We start from the raw sequence: 17059 nt of genomic DNA, 5'->3' as shown, positions 1-17059 counted from the left end.
GACCAATATGGCAGTGCTTGTGGTGCCAGCAGCTGTTCGCAACGCGCCACCCTCGCGTGCGGCTCAAGACTTCAGGGTGCTCTCCAAGAGCGCGAGCAGCCGCTCCCAATGGCGTCGTGATCCGTCAGCGTTGAAGGCGTCGGTGTCGGACATCGTGTACCCGTGGACGGTGCCGGGATAGATCTCGCAGCTGTACTCGACTCCGGCGGCGTCGAACGCGTGGCTGATCTCGGTGATCGCCTCGGGTGTCATGTCGCCCTCGGCGAGTCCGAGGTGGACTTTCGCGGTGAGGCCCGGGATCTGCCGGTGCGGGCTGTCGGGTTGGTCAGTGACGAGGGCGCCCGGGTGGAAACCGGCGACGGCGGCGACCTGGTCCGGGTAAGCCGTCGCGGTGCGCATCGCGAGGACGGCGCCCAGGCAGTAGCCGATCGTGGCGACCGGTCCGGCGGCGATCTCGGGCTGGGCGGTGAGGAAGTCGAGGTAGGCACGGGCGTCGCTCAGCACGCGTTCGGTGGTGTGTGCCTCGATGAGCGGCATGATCTGGCCGAACAGCTCGGGGCGATGTTCCGCGGTGATGTGCTCGGGAAGGTCGAACACCGGTGCCGGGCGGTGCCGATAGAAGACATTGGGGACCAGGACGTAGTAGCCGTGATCGGCCAGTTCGCGGGCCATGTCCCACAGGACGGGGCGAGGGCCGAACGCATCCGGGTACAGCAGGACACCCGGATGCGTTCCGCCCTCGCCGGGGTACGCGGCGAAGGCGTCGGACCGGCCGTCGGAGGTGGGGATGTTCAGCGTGATGGAGGGAATGGCGGTGCTCGCTTTCTCGTCGACGTACCTCGAACGTAGACGATCAAGCCCGGCTCGGGCGCAACCGATCGTCCAGCCCGGCCGAGGCGAAAGCGGCCTCCAACTCCTCACGGCCTTCGGTGAAGTGGTTCCAGCTGTCGATGTGCACCGGGACGACCGTGCGGGCGCCGAGGATGCGCGTCGCCTCGGCGGCCAAGGCGCTGTCGAGGACGAGCAGGGCGCCGTCGAAGACCGGCTTCAGACGCGGAGCGCCTGCGAAGAGCACGGCGGTGTCGACCGGCCCGAACCGATCCGCGACCTGCCGGACGACGTCGAGCGAGGCGTTGTCGCCACTGACGTAGACCGTCGGCAGGCCGTCGCCGGTGAGCACGAAACCGACGACGTCACCGCTGACCTTGTCCGCCGCAGGACCGTGGATCGCGGGTGCCGCGGTCACGGTCACGACTCCCCCGCCCGGCCGGTCCAGCTCGACGGTCTCCCAGTTTTCCAGCCCTTTCGCGGTGCCGCCGAGCCGTCCCGCGCCGCTGGGCGTGGTGAGCGTCAAAGGCACGTCCTCCAACAGTTTCCGGCCGGAGTGATCGAGGTTGTCCGGGTGCTCGTCGTGGGAGAGCAGGACAGCGTCGACACGGCCGAGGTCCGCTGGGTTCGCCGACGACGGCGCCGTCTTGGTGAGGCCGGGTCTCCCATTGGGCCTCGGGTAGTCGCCGGGCTCGTCGAAAGTCGGGTCGGTCAGGAACCGCAGGCCGCCGTAGTCGATCAGTGCGGTCGGCCCGCCGAAGACCTGGACGGAGAGCTGGTCGCTGATCTGGTCCATCATTCACCTCACGGATAGGTATCGTTCTTTCCGTGAGCAACACTATCCAGTTGTCACGGAAGACTGCAACTACTTCCGTGAGAGAGCCCAACGCCTACCATGAGAACGTGGACGACACCGCTGCCCTTCCTCCTGCCCCGGGCGCCGAGCAGTACGTCGCGCTGGCGCTCGCCAACACCACGATCGCGCTGCCCGGCGGCCAGTTCACCGATCTGCTCGGCACTCCGGCCACCGCGACGGACTGGCTCGCCGAACAGGGCCTCGCCCCGGTCGACGCCGGACTCCAGGAGATGTGCGCCGGACTGGTCCGCTCGTTGCGCGAACAGGTGCGGGTGCTGCTCGCGTCGCGCTCCTGTTCGGGCCCGGCGCCGCAGAGCGCCCTCAACGCCATCAACGAGGCGCTGAGCAAGGCACCCACCGCCGAGCTCCTGCGCTGGGACCCGGTCCGCGGGCTGTACCGCACCGCGTCGCATCCGATCACCCAGATCGTCGAGCACGCGCTGGCGACGCTCGCCGCCAACGCCGCCGACCTGGTGACCGGGCCGGACGCGGACCGGATCGCCGCCTGTGGCTCTCCGCCGTGCACCCGGTTCTTCCTGCGCAACGGACGACGCCAGTGGTGCTCCGTGCGCTGCGGCGACCGGGCCCGTGCCGCCCGCGCCTACGCCAGGCGTGCCCAGCCGGCGGGGTCGTCTCAGCGGTAGGACGCGAACCGCTCCAGCAACGGTTTCGGGGAGTCATCGGCGAAGCAGAGGGCGAGGTTTTCGGCGGATTCCGTCGCCGAGGCCTCACTGCGCGGGAACAGCTCCGTCTCGTAGGCCTTGAGCGCGGCTTCGACGTCGCCGGGATGCGCGGCGAGGGCGAGGCCGAGTTCGGCGCCGTCGAGCATCGCGAGGTTGGCCCCCTCGCCGGCGAACGGCGACATCAGGTGAGCGGCGTCCCCGATGAGAGTGACACCGGGTACCCGATCCCAGCGGTGACCGATGGGCAGCGCGTGGATCAGCCGAGGGATCAGTTCGCCGTCGGCGTCGGTGATCAGGGCGCGCAGACGGGCATCCCAGCCGTCGAATTGGTCCAATACGGCGGCCTTCGCGGCAACGGTGTCGCTGAAATCGATGGTGGCGATCCAGTCCTCGGCGATCTTGAGCGCGATGTACACGTGGAGGCTGCCGGTGCTGTCGTGATGCCCCAGCAACCCTTTGTCCCCACCGAGCGCGAAGAACATCCCGTCGCCGGCGAGCGCGGCGCTCGCGGGGTGACGTTCCTTGGCGTCGTGCAGGTGGACATCGACGAAGGAGATGCCTTCGTAGGCCGGTTCGGCGTCGGAGACCAGGCGGCGGACCTTGGACCACGCGCCGTCGGCACCGATCAGCAGATCCGTGGTGAACGACCTGCCATCGGCCAGGGATACCTCGTACCTGCCGTCGCCGAGCGGGTGTGCGCCGACGGTTTTGGCGCCCCAGTGCACCGTGCCCTCGGGCAGGGAGCCGAGCAGCAGGTCGCGCAGGTCGCCCCGGGCGATTTCGGGACGGCCGCCGTCGCCGTCGTCGGTCTCGTCGAGGTGCACGACCGCGTGCCGGTCGATGATGCGCATGGCCTCACCGCCGGAGTGCACCAGCGCGCGGAATCCGTCGTGGAGACCGGCGGCCCGCAGCGCGACCTGTCCGGAATCCTCGTGGATGTCGAGCATGCCGCCCTGTGCCCGGGCGGACGGCGACGCGTCGAGGTCGAAGACCGCGGCCTCGACGCCGTTGACGTGCAGGACGCGGGCCAGGGTGAGCCCGCCGAGGCCGGCGCCGATGATCGCGATGGGGTGGTGTGTGGTCATGTCGGGTTCCTTTCCGGCGGCAGGCCGGTGTGCGTGATTCCGGTGATCAGCACCTGCAATCCCCACGACATCCGCTGCTCCGGCCGACCGGTGAGCAGGTCGGCGGCGTGCGCGGCGATCTGGGGGTGGGTCGTCTCGTCGGCGTCCCGCACGGCGCGGGCCAACGCGTCCCAGTCGTCTTGCGATTCCTCCTCGGCGTGCTCGGCCGCGGTCGAGGTCGCGTGCTGCAGGAGGATGTCGATCCCCCAGGCGCGTCGTTCGGCGGGAACCTCGCCCTCGGCGAGCAGGGCGAGCAGGTTCTCGACCAGTCCGAGGTAGTTCTCACCACTCGGACGGGCCACCAGCGCGGACAGGGCGAGACCGGGGTACTCCAGCAGCGTCGCTGTGTAGGCCGTGAGCAGCCGTTCGAGCCGGTCACGCCAGGAGCCTTCGGCCGACGGCGGGGCGATGGTGCCCAGGAGTTCGTCGAGGATCGCCGCGTGCAGTTCCGCGGTGTTGCGGACGTAGACGTAGAGCGAGGCCGCGCCGGTGTCGAGTTCCTGCGCCAGCCGGCGCATCGTGAGCTTCCGCAGGCCTTCTTCGCGCAGGATCGCGACCGCGGCGTCGACGATGCCGTCGCGGGTCAGCGCGGGTTTGGCCGGTCGCTCCCGGCGGCTCTTCTCAGGTGCCATGCCACCACCCTAACGAACATGTTCGTTACGAACAAGTTCGGCGAGCCCGGAAACGACAATGGCAGGGAGATCGACTCTCCCTGCCACTTCTAACGTATAACGCACCTGGGGGCTTGCGGCAAGACCCCGGTCATGCCGCAGAATCCTCCGCCGGACAACACGAGCTCGACAATCGGGGGAATTTTGATCGACGTGATCATCGCCGGCGGCGGACCGACCGGCATGATGCTGGGCGCCGAACTGCGGCTGCACGGCGTGCAGGTCGTCGTCCTGGAAAAGGATCTGGAACAGTCCAAGGTCGTCCGTTCGATGGGCCTGCACGCGCGCAGCATCGAGGTGATGGACCAACGCGGCCTGCTGGAGCGCTTCCTCGAACACGGCAAGAAGTATCCGGTCGGCGGCTCCTTCGCGGGCATCATCAAACCGGCGCCGGTGCTGGACAGCGCGCACGCCTACATCCTCGGCATTCCGCAGACCGTCACCGACCGCCTGCTGATCGACCACGCCGCAGAGGTCGGCGTCGACATCCGGCGCGGCTGCGAAGTGGTCGGCCTGGCCCAGGACGAAGACGGCGTGGACGTCGAACTGGCAGACGGGACGAAGCTGCGCTCGCGCTACCTCGTCGGCTGCGACGGCGGCCGAAGCGCGGTGCGCAAGCTCCTCGGGATCGACTTCCCCGGCGAGCCCGCCACCGCCGAGACACTGCTGGGCGAGATGGAACTGACCGAGGACTGGGAAACGGTGCTCGCCGTGATGACCGAGGTCCGCAAGACCCAGCTGCGGTTCGGCCTCTCCCCCATCGGCGACGGGGTGTACCGGGTCGGCGTGCCCGCCGAAGGCCTGGCCGAGGACCCGCGGATCCCGCCGAGCTTCGACGAGATCAAACGACAGCTCGTAGCGGTCGCCGGAAGCGACTTCGGCGTGCATTCACCGCGCTGGCTCTCCCGTTTCGGCGACGCCACACGGCTTGCCGAGCGCTATCGGGACGGACGTGCGTTCCTGGCGGGCGACGCGGCGCATATCCACCCACCGGTCGGCGGGCAGGGGCTCAACCTGGGCGTCCAGGACGCCTTCAACCTCGGCTGGAAACTGGCCGCCGCGGTCAACGGCTGGGCACCGGACGACCTGCTGGACACCTATCACACCGAACGGCATCCGGTGGCCGCCGCGGTCTTGGACAACACCCGCGCGCAGATGCAGCTGATGTCGCTCGACCCGGGTTCGCAGGCGGTCCGGCGGCTGCTGGCGGAACTGATGGACTTCGAGGACGTCAGCCGCTTCCTGACCGAGAAGATCACCGCGACCGCGATCCGCTACGACTTCGGCGAGGGACACGAACTGCTCGGACGCCGGATGCGCGACCTCGAGCTCAAGCAGGGTCACCTCTACGGGTTGACCCACGGCGGACGCGGCCTGCTGCTCGACCAGACCGGTTCGCTCTCGGTGCGGGGCTGGGCGGACCGGGTCGACCACGTCGTCGACGTCAGCGAGGAACTCGAGGTACCGGCGGTGCTGCTGCGCCCGGACGGTCACGTGGCGTGGGCGGGCGAGGACCAGGACGAGCTGGTCGGGGCGTTGCGCCGGTGGTTCGGAGAGGGCGAAGTCCTCTAGCGCGCCGGGTCCGGCGGTTATTGGCTGGTGGCGTTCCGAACCCGACGCCACGACAGGAGTTGATGACCATGACCGGACGGGTCGTGCACTTCGAGATTCCGTTCGAGGACGGCGAGCGCGCACGCGGCTTCTACCGGGAGGTGTTCGGCTGGAAGGCCGACACGATGCCGGGGATGGACTACACGATGGTCGCTTCGGGGCCGACCGCCGAGACCGGCATGCCCGCGGAGCCGGGGTACATCAACGGCGGCATGCTGGCGAAGGAACTCAGCCCCTCGCCGGGACCGGTGATCGTGCTCGACGTCGAAAGCGTCGACGACACCCTCGCGGTCATCGAGAAGCAGGGCGGTTCGACGCTCGTCGGCCGCACCGCGGTCGGCGACATGGGTTTCTCGGCCTATTTCAAGGACACGGAAGGCAACGTGATGGGGCTCTGGGAGACCGCGTGATCCCGGGGGCCCGTGGCCTGCGTGGTCACGGGCCCTGCGGCCCGCGATAGGGCAACGTCTGGTTGTAGACGATGTTGGTGTTGGTGCTCCCGAACAGCGCCAGTTCGTTGACGATCTCCTCCAGCCGTCCCATCGACGGGGCCGCGATCTTCAGCGAATAGCAGTCGTCGCCGGTCGTGCGGAGGCATTCGAGGATCTCGGTCCGCTCGGCCAGGAGTTTGTGCAACGGCGCGTGCTTGCTGCCCGGGTACTTCAACCGCACCACCGCGAGCACCACGTATCCGGCCTTTTCCAGGTCGACCTCGGCGCGATACCCGGTGATCACCCCGGCCGATTCCAGCCGCTTGACCCGTTCGGTCGTCGCCGACGCGCTCAAGCTGACCCGCTTTCCCAGTTCGGTGAGCGGAAGGCGCCCGTCCTTCTGGAGCTCCACCAGGATCGCCCAGTCGGTCGCGTCGAGAGTCTCGGCCATCCGGGCAGAATACCGGCAGATCCACGGCGGAAGCCGTCATACGCCGGGAAAGATCCCTTCCCGGGTTTCCGCCTCGCCGATAGCCTTGACCTGTGCGAATAGGTGTCAACGTCCCGAACTTCGGCCCGGGGACCGACCCCGGGATCCTCCGCGGCTGGGCCACCACGGTCGAAGGCCTCGGCTACGACCTGCTCATGGTGTCCGATCACGTCGCCATCACCCCCGACGTCGCCGAGCAGTATCCGGCGCCGTTCTACGAACCGTTCACGACGCTGTCGTGGCTCGCCGGCGTGACGAACCGGGTCCGGCTGGGCACTACCGTGCTCATCGTCCCGTACCGGCATCCGCTGCTGATCGCCCGGATGGCCGCGAATCTGAACCAGCTCAGCGGCGGACGGCTGGTGCTCGGTGTCGCGTCCGGGTGGGCCCGTCAGGAGTTCGAGGCACTCGACGTCCCGTTCGAGAAACGGGGACGGCTGACCGACGACCACCTCGACGCCGTCCGGAAGGCCTGGGCCGACGACGCCGACTACCGCGCCGGCGACATCCCGATCTGGGTCGGTGGCAACAGCGACGCCGGGATCCGCCGCGCCGTGCGGGTCGGGGACGCCTGGCATCCGCTGCGGGCCACCCTTCCCTGGCTCACCGAGGCGCTCACCAGGGTCAAGACCATCGCCGACGCACACGACCGGCCGGTGCCCGCGTTCACGCCGCGGATCCTCCTGAATGTCACCGAGCGCCCGGTCACCACACCCGAACGCGCCGCCGGGGAAGGCACGATCGAGCAGATCGTCGACGACCTCGGCCGGCTTCGCCACCTCGGCGCCGAGACGGTCGTACTCGACCCGTTCTCCGGCGACCCCGACAAGACCCTCCGCCCGGAAGCCGCCTGGCAGGCCTTGGCGACCGTGGCGGCGCACTGGGAACTGGGCCACTACCGAACCGAACAGGACCGACCATGACCGACGAAGACGAGAAGTTCCTCCGCCGCGCCATCGAGCTGGCCGCGAAGTCCCGCGAGGACGGCGACCCGCCCTTCGGCTCACTGCTCGTCGGCCCTGACGGTGCGGTGCTGGCCGAGGACCACAACACCTCGGTGTCGCAATCGGACATCAGCCTGCATCCGGAGCTGAAGCTCGCCGTGTGGGCCGCCCGCGAACTCGAACCCGCCGTCGCCGCGGCGACCACCATGTACACCAGCTGCCAGCCGTGCGGGATGTGCCAGGGCGCCATCGAACGCTCGGGCCTGGGTCGCGTCGTGTTCGCCCTTTCCGGGGAACAGGTCACCGCGCTCAAGCCGCCCGCGACCGGACCTGGCGTACGGCTCGAAGGCCCCGCGTTGTACGACGAGGCTCGTGTGCCCGTCGAGGGCTACTACACCTAGAGCCGGGCGCGGTTCTCGATCGGGGTCGTGAGTGTTTTTGGTCGTTAGAGCCAAGGGCGTCTTGAGTATCTACGCGGAGCGCGGCTGCGGCTGATCCAACCTGCGTCAGTAGGTACTAGCGGAGTGGTGTGGGCTGAAGGCTCCCTTCGCCGAGTCTGATGCGGCGAAAGGAGCCTTCGCTCCCGGTCGGCTACGGTGAGCGGCGGTTCGGTCGCAGGTGTCGCCTCGTGAGTGTTTTGGGTAGTTAGAACAACCAAAAACACTCACGACGCCGTCAAAGCCGAGCCGACCCCAGCTGGGACTTCGTCGCCCCGATCACCACACCGTCCACCCGCGCGAGCCAGCTCCCGCACAGGCACCGGACGTACTCGAGCCTCCCCTGCGACACCCGCTGGGACGTCGTCGCGCTTCCAGGCAGTTCGGCCAGCGGCCAGCCGCACCGCGGGCACTTGTTCGCTTCCATACCCCGATCGTGCTGTAATGAGTCAATGCACTTCAACCCTTACGGCGGGGCGGCCGCGCAGATCGCCGCCGAATTGGTCAACCTGGGCGACGCCGCCGACCCGGCCACGCTCACCGCGATCTTCAAGGACCGCATGACCGTTTCCGCCGTCGAGGACCACGAAGCGACCGAGATCATCGCCTGGACCAAGCGGCTCCGGCGCGTCTTCGAAGCCGACCCGGACACCCGCGTCGACCTGGTCAACGCCCTGCTCCACGACTCCGCGTCCAAGCCCTACATCTCCACCCACGACGGCAAAGCACCCCACCTGCACTACGTCGACGCACAGGCGGGCACCACGCCCCGGGTCCGGGCCTACACCGCCGGCGGGCTCGCGCATCTCGTGTGCGACGCCCCGGACCGCTTCGGTGTCTGCTCACGCGAAGGCTGCGACACCGTCTACGTCGACGTCTCCCGCAACGGCCGCCGCCGATTCTGCTCGACCCGCTGCGCGACCAGGGTCCACGTCGCCGACCACCGCACCAGGCAAGCGAGCTAGATCGCGTACCGCCACGCCGTCAGGGCGTGCGCCGAGAACCACGCACCCAGCACCACCCACGCCACCGCGGCCGCCACCGCCGTCACGGTCCGCCGCTTCGACAACCCGATCGCGATCGGCACCAGCACCGGGAACGCCGGCAGGATGAACCGGATCTTCGCGTCCGGCAGCCCCCGCGTGCCGATGGCCAGCAACAGGACCCCGGCCCCGTAGAGCGTCAACGGCCACGGGACCCGGGTGAACGCCGCCACCAGCACCAACGCCACCGCTCCCAGCAGCAGTAACACCGTCAGCGTGCTGAACACCGACTCGTCCCCGGTCAACCGCGCCAGCACCGAATCCGCGGTCTCCGCGCCGAAGTCGAACTCGGTGTTCCAGCCCCGCAACTCGATGTCCTGCCAGCCGGTCCAACTCCCCGTCCGGTACGCGACGAACCCGAGATAGCCCGCCACCCCCAACGGAGCGAGCACCGCTCCCGCGAGCGCCCACCAGCGCTTCTCGTCACGCCGGAACACCGCGATCAACGCCGCCACGACGACCACCGCGACCAGTACCACCGCCGTCGACCTCGACAGCCCGGCCGCGAAGGCGCACAAACCGGCCAGCAGCCAGCGACGTTCCAGCACACCCACCAGCGCCCACACGGCGAACGCGCAGAACACCGCCTCCGTGTAGGCCATCGAGAACACGATCGCCATCGGCGCCCCGGCCCACAACGCCACCAGCAGCAGCCCGGTCCGGTCGCCCCGATCCGGCGACACCGCCCGCCCGATCCGGATCAGCCCGCACGCCAGCACCAGACCGGCCAGCACCGACACCGTCAACGCCGCTGTCACGACATCGGCCCCGAGCCACATCACCGCACCGACGAGCTTCGGATACAGCGGGAAGAACGCCATCGGCGCGTCCGAATACGGCTGCCGCGCCGCGTCGAGTGTCCCCGGCAGATCCGCGTAGCCGTGCACCGCCAGCCGCAGGTACCACTGCCCGTCCCATGCGGTCAGCCGATCGGTCAACGTCGTACCGCGCCGGGCGGCCAGGAGATCGAGCAGCTGGACACTGGCCGTGCGGATCACGAGATACAGCAGGATCGCCCTGGGATAAGGCGACCGGGCCAGTCTGTCGAGACCTCTGTCGAGCACACGCGCCGGACGCCCCTGCCGGGGCGCCTTCTCGGGAGCGGCGGGCTGATCAAGGTCGTCGACTTCTCGGAGCACGATCAGAGTGTCCACAATGTGAGGTCAGCTCGCCGTTCGATCCCGAAGATTCCCGGCTCCGCGCAGGTGGGGAAGCCCACAAGCCGGGCTTGTGACCTCACCTCGATCTTGTGTTTCCCAGCCCCCGCTCCCCGCTCCTACGTTCGAAGTCATGAGCGAACAGAACCTGAACGGAACAGTGGCGATCATCGCCGGCGGGGCGAAGAACCTCGGCGGACTCCTGTCCACCACGCTCGGCGAAGCGGGCGCCAAGGTCGTCGTCCACTACCACGGCGACGCCTCCGCGGCCGACGCCGAGAAGACCGTCGAGGCCATCCGCGGCGCCGGCTCCGAAGCCGTCGCCGTCCAAGGCGACCTGACCAAGGTCGCCGACGTGCGCCGCCTCTTCGACACCGCCGTCGACACCTTCGGCGGCGCCGACATCGCGGTCAACACCACCGGCATGGTCCTGCGCAAGCCGATCCTCGAAACCACCGAAGAGGACTACGACCGCATGTTCGCGGTCAACGCGAAAGCCGCCTACTTCTTCATCCAGGAAGCCGGACGGCGCCTCTCCGACAACGGCAAGATCATCAGCCTCGGCACCTCGCTGCTGGCGGCCTTCACCGACGGCTATTCCACCTACGCCGGCGGCAAGGCCCCGCTGGAGCACTTCACCAGGGCGGCCGCCAAGGAGTTCGCCGATCGCGGCATCTCGGTCAATGTCGTCGCACCCGGCCCGATGGACACCCCGTTCTTCTACCCGCAGGAAACCCCCGAGCGGGTCGAATTCCACAAGTCCCAGGCGAAGGGCGGAAGGCTGACGAAGATCGAGGACATCGTGCCGATCATCCGCTTCCTGGCCACCGACGGCGGCTGGTTCACCGGCCAGACGATGTTCCCGAACGGCGGCTACACCACCCGCTGACCCTTGACCCTTACCCTGACCAAGACGCCGTAGCCGAAACACGAAGGGGAACCCCGGGGTGGGCCTGGACCTGTACAAGCTGAACCACCTCATCGCCGTCGCCGAAGAAGGCAGCTTCACCCGCGCGGCGACCCGGCTGCACCTGAGCCAGCAGGCGCTGTCGACCTCGGTGCGCACGCTCGAGCGGGAAGTCGGCGTCCCCCTGCTCGAGCGGAGCGCCACCGGGGTCACCGTGCTCCCCGCGGGACAGGCGCTGATCGCCGACGCGCACCTCCTGCACGGCATCGCCGACTCCGCCGTCCAGCGCGCCCGCCGCATCGGCCGGAGCGAACCGGAACGACTCCGCGTCGGCCACACCCCGGCCGTCACCGGCGACGAGGTCACCGCCCTGCTGCGCAAGCACCAGACCGACCCCGGGCTCATCATCGACGTCAACCAGCGCTACCCCGACGAGCTCATCGCGCAACTGCTCGGCGGGCAACTGGACCTCGGCCTCGGCCGCGCGCTGACCCTCGCGCACGGACTGGTCGGGACCACCCTGATCCGGCAGCGGCTCAACGTCGCCGTCGCCGCCGGTCACCGGCTGGCCGACCGAGAGAATCTCGGCCTGAGCGACCTCGACGGTGAAGAGATCACCGTCTGGGGCCACCCCGGCCGCTCCGGCTACACGGATCTGCTGGTCAATCTCTGCCGCGACGCGGGATTCGAACCACGCGTGCGCCGCAATCCGATCCAGGGGACGCCGCCGGTCACCGCCGTCCTCGACACCGATGGGGTCGCCTTCGTGACCGCGCCACCCGGCCCGGCCGCGGGCGGCGCTGTCCTCGTCCGGGAACTGAACCCGGCCGTCCATGTACCGCTGCAGGCCCTTTGGCCGCAGCACAGCACTTCCGACGCTCGTCAGGCGTTTCTGGCTTCCACTCAGGGGTTCTAGTGTCCTGAGTGGGTGAAGGGGACTTTCACCGCATGCGATGGGGGTAAAGCGTCCTTCATCGCGTGGGTTGAGGGGGCCCGGCCATGAATGTCCACAAGGGACACCATTCAGCGGCCGGATGTCCGGTTGATACCTGTATGTTCGGTTTTCGATGGGGTCGTGAGTGGCGAGGACGGTTCTAACCGTCTTTGCCACTCACGACCCCATCGAAAAGCCCGCCCGGACTTACGACGCGAACCGACGACTCAGGGCGCTAGCCGGCCTCGCCGCTTCGCCGGTCGTGGTGATCCAGCAGCTTCGACAGCAGCTCGGTCAACCGCTTCCGCTCGTCGGGCGAAAGCGGTGCCAGCAGTTCGTCCTGGCGCTCGGCCAGCTGCTTCTCCAGTCGCCGTAGCTGCCGCTTGCCCGCCGTGGTCAGCGAGATGACGTTACGCCGCCGATCGGCCGGGTCCGGGGCACGCTCGACCAGTTCGCGTTCGGCGAGCTCGTTGATCGTCGCGACCATCTCGCTCACGTGGATGCCGCTCCGGCGGCCCAGCGCCGCTTGGCTGGCGGGACCGAACTCGTCCAGCGTCGCCAGCACGCGGTAGTGGTAGCCGCGGGCGTCGGCCGCGGAAAACCCGTCGGTCACCAGGCGATGCGCATGGTTCGCGGTCTGGGTGAGCAGCCAGCTGGGCAGCTTCCGCCAGCCGCCACGCGGCTCCTGCGAGGGGTCGTCCATGTGAGGAGTCTAACGAATCGTTGGGTGCCCGAACGATTGCGGTATCGTTGGGTCACCAAACGTTTAGTTGCCCAACGAACCGAGGAGCCGCATCGTGATCAAGCCCTTCCGCATCGACATCCCCCAGGCCGACCTCGACGACCTCGCCGACCGGCTGGCCCGCACCCGCTGGCCCAACGAGGTCGCCGACGCGGGCTCGGACTACGGATTCCCGCTCGCCCGGCTCAGAGAACTCGCCGAGTACTGGCGGACCGGCTACGACTGGCGCGCCCAGGAAGCCGAACTCAACAAGCTGCCGCACTTCACCACCGAGATCGAAGGCCAGAACATCCACTTCGTGCACGTCCGGTCGGCGAACCCGGACGCACTCGCGCTGGTCCTCACGCACGGCTGGCCCGGTTCGTTCCTGGAGTTCCTGGGCATGATCGAGCCACTGACGCACGATTTCCACCTAGTGATCCCGTCGATTCCGGGGTACGGCTTCTCCGGGCCGACTCACGAACGCGATTGGAGCGTGGAGCGGATCGCCCGGGCGTGGGCCGAGCTGATGCGCCGCCTCGGTTACGAGCGCTACGGCGCCCAAGGCGGCGACTTCGGCTCAGGTATCTCGACAGCGCTCGGCGCGGTGGCACCGGATCACGTTGTCGGCGTGCACGTGAACTACCTGCCGACCCGGCCGGCTCCCGATGCGGGCATCGAACTGTCCGAAGAGGACGAAGCCCGCCTCGACAAGGTGAAGCAGCTCATGGCGAATCGTCCGCCGTATCAGGCCTTGCAGGTCGCCACCCCGCAGACCATCGGCTACGCGTTGACCGATTCGCCGGTCGGGCAGCTGGCGTGGATCGCCGAACGCTTCGCGCAGTGGACGGACCCGCGCACGCCGGTCGACGACGACCGGATGCTCACCGACATCTCGCTGTACTGGCTGACCGCGACCGCGGCCTCGTCCGCGCGGCTGCACCACGACGCCGGAAAGGTGGACATCCCCTGCCGCGTGCCGCTCGGCGTGGCCGTGCTCCCGTACGACATCACACGATCGGTGCGCCCGCTCGCCGAGCGGTTGTTCGACATCAGGCACTGGTCGGAATTCGAACGCGGCGGCCACTTCGCCGCGATGGAGGTTCCGGATCTACTCGCCGCGGACATCCGGGAGTTCTTCCTCGGCCTCGACAAGTAGTCGCATTTCGGCCACAGGCCGCTCTGCTGGAGGGTCAGTGCGATTTGTCCGTCGAACTGTCGCTCAGGGCCACGGAAGCCCTGCTGTGGGGCATACTTGAGTTAGGGGGGCGGTGCGGGTGGCAACTACAGGAGTCCGGGTTCCTGAACTGGTGGGGTTGTCTGTCCCTGATGCTCGCATGGTGGCGCATCAGCTTGGACTTGTGGTTGCGTCCAAGGATCTCGACGGGCCGTCGCTGGGGGCGTTGACCTGGCCGGGGACCTGGGTTGTCGTAGCGCAAGAACCCGCCTGCGGGGCGGTGGTCGCCCGCGGCGGGTATGTACGGATCGAGTTCAGACGGTTGCCCGATGAGGGCGGCGGTGCTGGTGATCGGGAACCGCGGGATCCGCTTCCTCGACCGCAGGCGATCGAAGAAGCCGCGGAGCCGACGAAGGAGCGGCGAGAGCCTCACCCCGGTCGGCGCGTTCGCTGAACCACTAGAGCCGCACCCGCAGTTTCCGTGCCAGGCAGGGGTAACCGCAGCTCGCCATGACTGAGCCGGGCCGCACCTGAACCCGCGGGAGGTCACACCCGGCGGGTGTAGAAGTCCTCGGGTGTGGCGGCGCGCAAGCGCACGGTGTCGATGTCGGCTGCCGGTCACGGGTATGTCGTCGAACGGAACGGTGACCGTGGTCGGGGTGATGCCGCTCGGCGGCTGGTCGAGGTTGTGGGACTGCACGAACCTGGAGCCGGGCCCCGGCCGCCCGGGGGCGGACCGGTATTTCTCGGGATGAGCGATGACGTCGGCCCGGTCGAGGTAGTTCACGATCTGAACGAGCGGATTCTCCACCGGGACGTGCCGGGTGCGCGACAGCGGTCGTACGGTCTTGACGGCCAGGCGATGCAGACGGGGCTCGTCACTATCGTGGTGCTCGGCGATGCGGGACGACGCACGAGCCGCAGCAGAGCAACGACGGCGATCTACCGCGGAATTCGCAGACGATTGGGCAGAGTGCATCAGGGATCCATGCGCCAGCTCAGCGAATGGAGTGATTCGCTGATCGTGGTAGGGGTGAATCCAGTTCTGTCGGCCGATCAGGCAGAGCTCGATGTCCCGCACGCGCGTCAGTCCTCGGTGAACGACCACAGCCCGGCCATCTGCAGCCCGGTATCAGGGCGTGTTCCCCGGCACGACGAGCCCAGCCTCGTACGCGACCATGACCGCTTGCGCGCGATCACGAACGCCGAGTTTGGTGAAAACCCTGCTGACGTGGGATTTCGCCGTCTGCTCCGCGATCACCAGCGCTTCGGCGATCTCCACGTTCGAGAGGCCACGCGCGATCAGCCTGAGCACTTCAGTCTCTCGCGCGGTGAGCTCGGCGACGAGGGAGTGACCCGTGTGCGCCGAGGCGTGGGTGCGGGTGAACTCGCCGATCAGTCGCCTGGTGATCGTCGGCGCGAAGAGCGCGTTGCCCGCGGAGACCACCCGGACGGCGGTGACGAGGTCGTCCAGCGGCGAGTCCTTCAGGAGGAAGCCGCTGGCACCCGCCCGCAGCCCGCCGAACACGTACTCGTCGATGTCGAACGTGGTGAGGATCAGCACGCGGACCTCCGGCAGGCCCGCCACGATCCGCCGGGTCGCCTCGAGACCGTCGAGTTCGGGCATGCGGACGTCCATCAGCACGACATCCGGTTCGAGTTCGGTGCACAGCGCGACGGCGGTGTTCCCGTCCGCGGCCTCGCCGACCACCCGGATGTCGTGCTGCGCGTCGAGTACCGCGCGGAAACTCTGCCGGACCATGGTCTGGTCGTCGGCGATGACCACCGAGATCACGGTTCCAGGCGCCCCTCACGATCGAGCGGAACGGTCAGGGCGACGCGGAAGCCGCCGTCCGCGCGCTCCCCTGCCTCAAGATCAGCCGCGAGCATAGCGGCCCGCTCCCGCATTCCCACCAGACCGTGCCCGCGACGCGGCGGCTCCGTCCTCTTCGGACCGTCGCCGGGGCCGTTGTCGATGCGGAGCCGGACCGTCCCCGGGCCGGCCGTGAGTTCCACGGAGATCGCCGCTCCGGGAGCGTGCTGGATGGCGTTGCTGAGGGCTTCCTGCACGATCCGGAACACCGACAGCGCGACGCCGACCGGAACGGTGTCGAGGTCGCCGCGCAGATCGAGCTCGCACTCGGTGCCCGCGGCCTTGACCCCGTCGACGAGTTCGACCACCTTGCCCAATCCCGGCTGCGGAGCGACCGACGGCACGTGCTCCTCGGCCCGGAGCACCCCGAGCAGCCTGCGCAGTTCGGTCAGGCCTTCGCGGGCGGTTCCGGCGAGGTCGGCGAACTCCTGCCAGATCTCGGCTTCGCGATCGGCCTTGCCGTGATCGGCGAACCGGAACCGCGCCGAGTCCGCGCGCAGCGCGAGCACGGACATGTGGTGTGCGACCACGTCGTGCAGCTCCCGCGCGATTCCCGCGCGTTCCTCCAGCAGGGCAGCCCTGGTCTCCTCGGCGAGCCTGCGTTCCTGTTGCGCCGCGCGTTCTTCTTCGGCGAGCCTGCGCTGATGGACCGTGTTGCCGAGGAAGAACAGGATCCCGCCCAGCAGCACGAGCAACGCCGCGTCCCGCCAGTCACGGAGGAACGGGGCGGCGGCACCGAACGAGATCAGCCCCGCCCAGGCGAGTTGCGGCTGATCGTTGCTCTCCCCCACCAGGTAGAAGACGAGCGCCGCGGTGACCGCGAGGCCCGGCGCCCACGGCCAGCCCCAGGATCCGGCGATTCCGGGCAAGGTCAGTGGAGTGCTCACGATGCCGACGATCAGGAGGCGCCATCCCCACAGGGGTGAGCGCACCGCCAGCAGACACGGCAGCACGGAGATGAGGACGTTGAACGTCTTCGCGGGTCCCGGCACCGAAACGGTCGAGAACGTGACGAAACCCGCCCACAGTCCGCAACCGATGAGGGTGAGAGCGCGCAGCCAGCGCAACCCCGCCGATCGCTTCGGCGGGGCATCCGTTCCGGCGTAGGCCGTGTAGCGCAGGGCATCCCGCCACACCCGCAGGCGCTGTCGGTCGATCATCAGGCGTCACCC

Annotated in this window: 21 protein-coding genes; 11 read left to right on the top strand and 10 right to left on the bottom strand. The window is 68.7% G+C overall.

Annotated elements, in window-relative coordinates; all coding sequences use genetic code 11:
* Positions 1–63: 63 nt before the first annotated feature.
* Positions 64–810 carry a dienelactone hydrolase family protein gene (locus tag AORI_RS60630; RefSeq protein ID WP_043848829.1) on the bottom strand — a complete coding sequence of 249 codons (747 nt, stop codon included), beginning with the start codon at positions 808–810 and terminating at the stop codon, positions 64–66.
* Positions 811–853: 43 nt separating this feature from the next.
* Complete coding sequence (locus AORI_RS60625) at positions 854–1624, bottom strand: MBL fold metallo-hydrolase (RefSeq protein WP_016334273.1); 771 nt, start codon at positions 1622–1624, stop codon at positions 854–856.
* Between the two features lie 107 nt (positions 1625–1731).
* Here AORI_RS60625 and AORI_RS60620 point away from each other — a divergent pair, with 107 nt between their 5' ends.
* Positions 1732–2328 carry a CGNR zinc finger domain-containing protein gene (locus tag AORI_RS60620; protein ID WP_016334272.1) on the top strand — a complete coding sequence of 199 codons (597 nt, stop codon included), beginning with the start codon at positions 1732–1734 and terminating at the stop codon, positions 2326–2328.
* Here the strand turns inward: AORI_RS60620 and AORI_RS60615 are convergent.
* Complete coding sequence (locus tag AORI_RS60615; protein WP_016334271.1) at positions 2319–3452, bottom strand: FAD-dependent oxidoreductase; 1134 nt, start codon at positions 3450–3452, stop codon at positions 2319–2321. The genes AORI_RS60620 and AORI_RS60615 overlap by 10 nt on opposite strands.
* Positions 3449–4123 (bottom strand): TetR/AcrR family transcriptional regulator, encoded by a 675-nt coding sequence (locus AORI_RS60610; RefSeq protein WP_016334270.1) that lies wholly within the window; start codon positions 4121–4123, stop codon positions 3449–3451. Before AORI_RS60610 ends, AORI_RS60615 begins: the two co-directional genes overlap by 4 nt.
* Positions 4124–4306: 183 nt before the next feature.
* Here AORI_RS60610 and rox point away from each other — a divergent pair, with 183 nt between their 5' ends.
* Both rox and AORI_RS60600 read left to right on the top strand, forming a co-directional pair.
* Positions 4307–5734, top strand: coding sequence for a rifampin monooxygenase (rox, locus tag AORI_RS60605; protein WP_016334269.1), 1428 nt, complete (start codon positions 4307–4309; stop codon positions 5732–5734).
* 68 nt (positions 5735–5802) lie between these two features.
* The gene (locus tag AORI_RS60600) at positions 5803–6183 is read left to right on the top strand and encodes a VOC family protein (RefSeq protein ID WP_016334268.1); all 381 of its coding nucleotides are present in this window, start codon (positions 5803–5805) and stop codon (positions 6181–6183) included.
* Between the two features lie 25 nt (positions 6184–6208).
* Here the strand turns inward: AORI_RS60600 and AORI_RS60595 are convergent, their stop codons facing one another.
* Positions 6209–6655, bottom strand: coding sequence for an Lrp/AsnC family transcriptional regulator (locus AORI_RS60595; protein ID WP_007034427.1), 447 nt, complete (start codon positions 6653–6655; stop codon positions 6209–6211).
* Positions 6656–6747: 92 nt separating this feature from the next.
* Between AORI_RS60595 and AORI_RS60590 the strand changes: the two genes are divergently transcribed.
* Together AORI_RS60590 and AORI_RS60585 are read left to right on the top strand one after the other, a co-directional pair.
* Positions 6748–7617, top strand: coding sequence for an LLM class flavin-dependent oxidoreductase (locus tag AORI_RS60590; protein ID WP_016334267.1), 870 nt, complete (start codon positions 6748–6750; stop codon positions 7615–7617).
* Positions 7614–8039 carry a nucleoside deaminase gene (locus AORI_RS60585; protein ID WP_016334266.1) on the top strand — a complete coding sequence of 142 codons (426 nt, stop codon included), beginning with the start codon at positions 7614–7616 and terminating at the stop codon, positions 8037–8039. Before AORI_RS60590 ends, AORI_RS60585 begins: the two co-directional genes overlap by 4 nt.
* Before the next feature lie 274 nt (positions 8040–8313).
* Here AORI_RS60585 and AORI_RS60580 read toward each other — a convergent pair whose 3' ends face one another.
* Positions 8314–8502: a hypothetical protein gene (locus AORI_RS60580; RefSeq protein ID WP_016334265.1), complete on the bottom strand. Its 189-nt coding sequence runs from the start codon at positions 8500–8502 to the stop codon at positions 8314–8316.
* Between the two features lie 25 nt (positions 8503–8527).
* Here AORI_RS60580 and AORI_RS60575 point away from each other — a divergent pair, with 25 nt between their 5' ends.
* The gene (locus AORI_RS60575; RefSeq protein WP_016334264.1) at positions 8528–9040 is read left to right on the top strand and encodes a CGNR zinc finger domain-containing protein; all 513 of its coding nucleotides are present in this window, start codon (positions 8528–8530) and stop codon (positions 9038–9040) included.
* Here the strand turns inward: AORI_RS60575 and AORI_RS60570 are convergent.
* Positions 9037–10257 carry a hypothetical protein gene (locus tag AORI_RS60570; protein ID WP_228688384.1) on the bottom strand — a complete coding sequence of 407 codons (1221 nt, stop codon included), beginning with the start codon at positions 10255–10257 and terminating at the stop codon, positions 9037–9039. The genes AORI_RS60575 and AORI_RS60570 overlap by 4 nt on opposite strands.
* Before the next feature lie 151 nt (positions 10258–10408).
* Here AORI_RS60570 and AORI_RS60565 point away from each other — a divergent pair, with 151 nt between their 5' ends.
* Both AORI_RS60565 and AORI_RS60560 read left to right on the top strand, forming a co-directional pair.
* A complete protein-coding gene (locus AORI_RS60565; protein ID WP_016334262.1) occupies positions 10409–11164 on the top strand; it encodes an SDR family oxidoreductase in 756 nt (251 codons plus the stop codon).
* 58 nt (positions 11165–11222) lie between these two features.
* Complete coding sequence (locus AORI_RS60560) at positions 11223–12098, top strand: LysR family transcriptional regulator (protein WP_016334261.1); 876 nt, start codon at positions 11223–11225, stop codon at positions 12096–12098.
* Between the two features lie 253 nt (positions 12099–12351).
* Here the strand turns inward: AORI_RS60560 and AORI_RS60555 are convergent, their stop codons facing one another.
* Positions 12352–12819: a MarR family winged helix-turn-helix transcriptional regulator gene (locus AORI_RS60555; RefSeq protein ID WP_016334260.1), complete on the bottom strand. Its 468-nt coding sequence runs from the start codon at positions 12817–12819 to the stop codon at positions 12352–12354.
* A gap of 94 nt (positions 12820–12913) precedes the next feature.
* On the opposite strand from AORI_RS60555, the gene AORI_RS60550 reads away from it, so the two are divergent.
* The 3 genes from AORI_RS60550 to AORI_RS84590 all read left to right on the top strand — a co-directional run bounded on the left by AORI_RS60550 (position 12914) and on the right by AORI_RS84590 (position 14769).
* Entirely contained in the window at positions 12914–13996 is a 1083-nt protein-coding gene (locus AORI_RS60550) for an epoxide hydrolase family protein (RefSeq protein ID WP_016334259.1), read from the top strand.
* Between the two features lie 112 nt (positions 13997–14108).
* The gene (locus AORI_RS84770) at positions 14109–14468 is read left to right on the top strand and encodes a PASTA domain-containing protein (RefSeq protein ID WP_420806982.1); all 360 of its coding nucleotides are present in this window, start codon (positions 14109–14111) and stop codon (positions 14466–14468) included.
* A gap of 172 nt (positions 14469–14640) precedes the next feature.
* Complete coding sequence (locus AORI_RS84590; RefSeq protein ID WP_267283977.1) at positions 14641–14769, top strand: hypothetical protein; 129 nt, start codon at positions 14641–14643, stop codon at positions 14767–14769.
* Positions 14770–15146: 377 nt separating this feature from the next.
* Here the strand turns inward: AORI_RS84590 and AORI_RS60545 are convergent, their stop codons facing one another.
* A complete protein-coding gene (locus AORI_RS60545) occupies positions 15147–15809 on the bottom strand; it encodes a response regulator transcription factor (protein ID WP_016334257.1) in 663 nt (220 codons plus the stop codon).
* Entirely contained in the window at positions 15806–17047 is a 1242-nt protein-coding gene (locus AORI_RS60540; protein ID WP_016334256.1) for a sensor histidine kinase, read from the bottom strand. Before AORI_RS60540 ends, AORI_RS60545 begins: the two co-directional genes overlap by 4 nt.
* Positions 17048–17059: the final 12 nt, after the last annotated feature.

The sequence above is a fragment of the Amycolatopsis keratiniphila genome, assembly GCF_000400635.2.
Lineage (GTDB): Bacteria > Actinomycetota > Actinomycetes > Mycobacteriales > Pseudonocardiaceae > Amycolatopsis > Amycolatopsis keratiniphila.
This window is presented reverse-complemented; position numbering and strand designations above follow the sequence as displayed.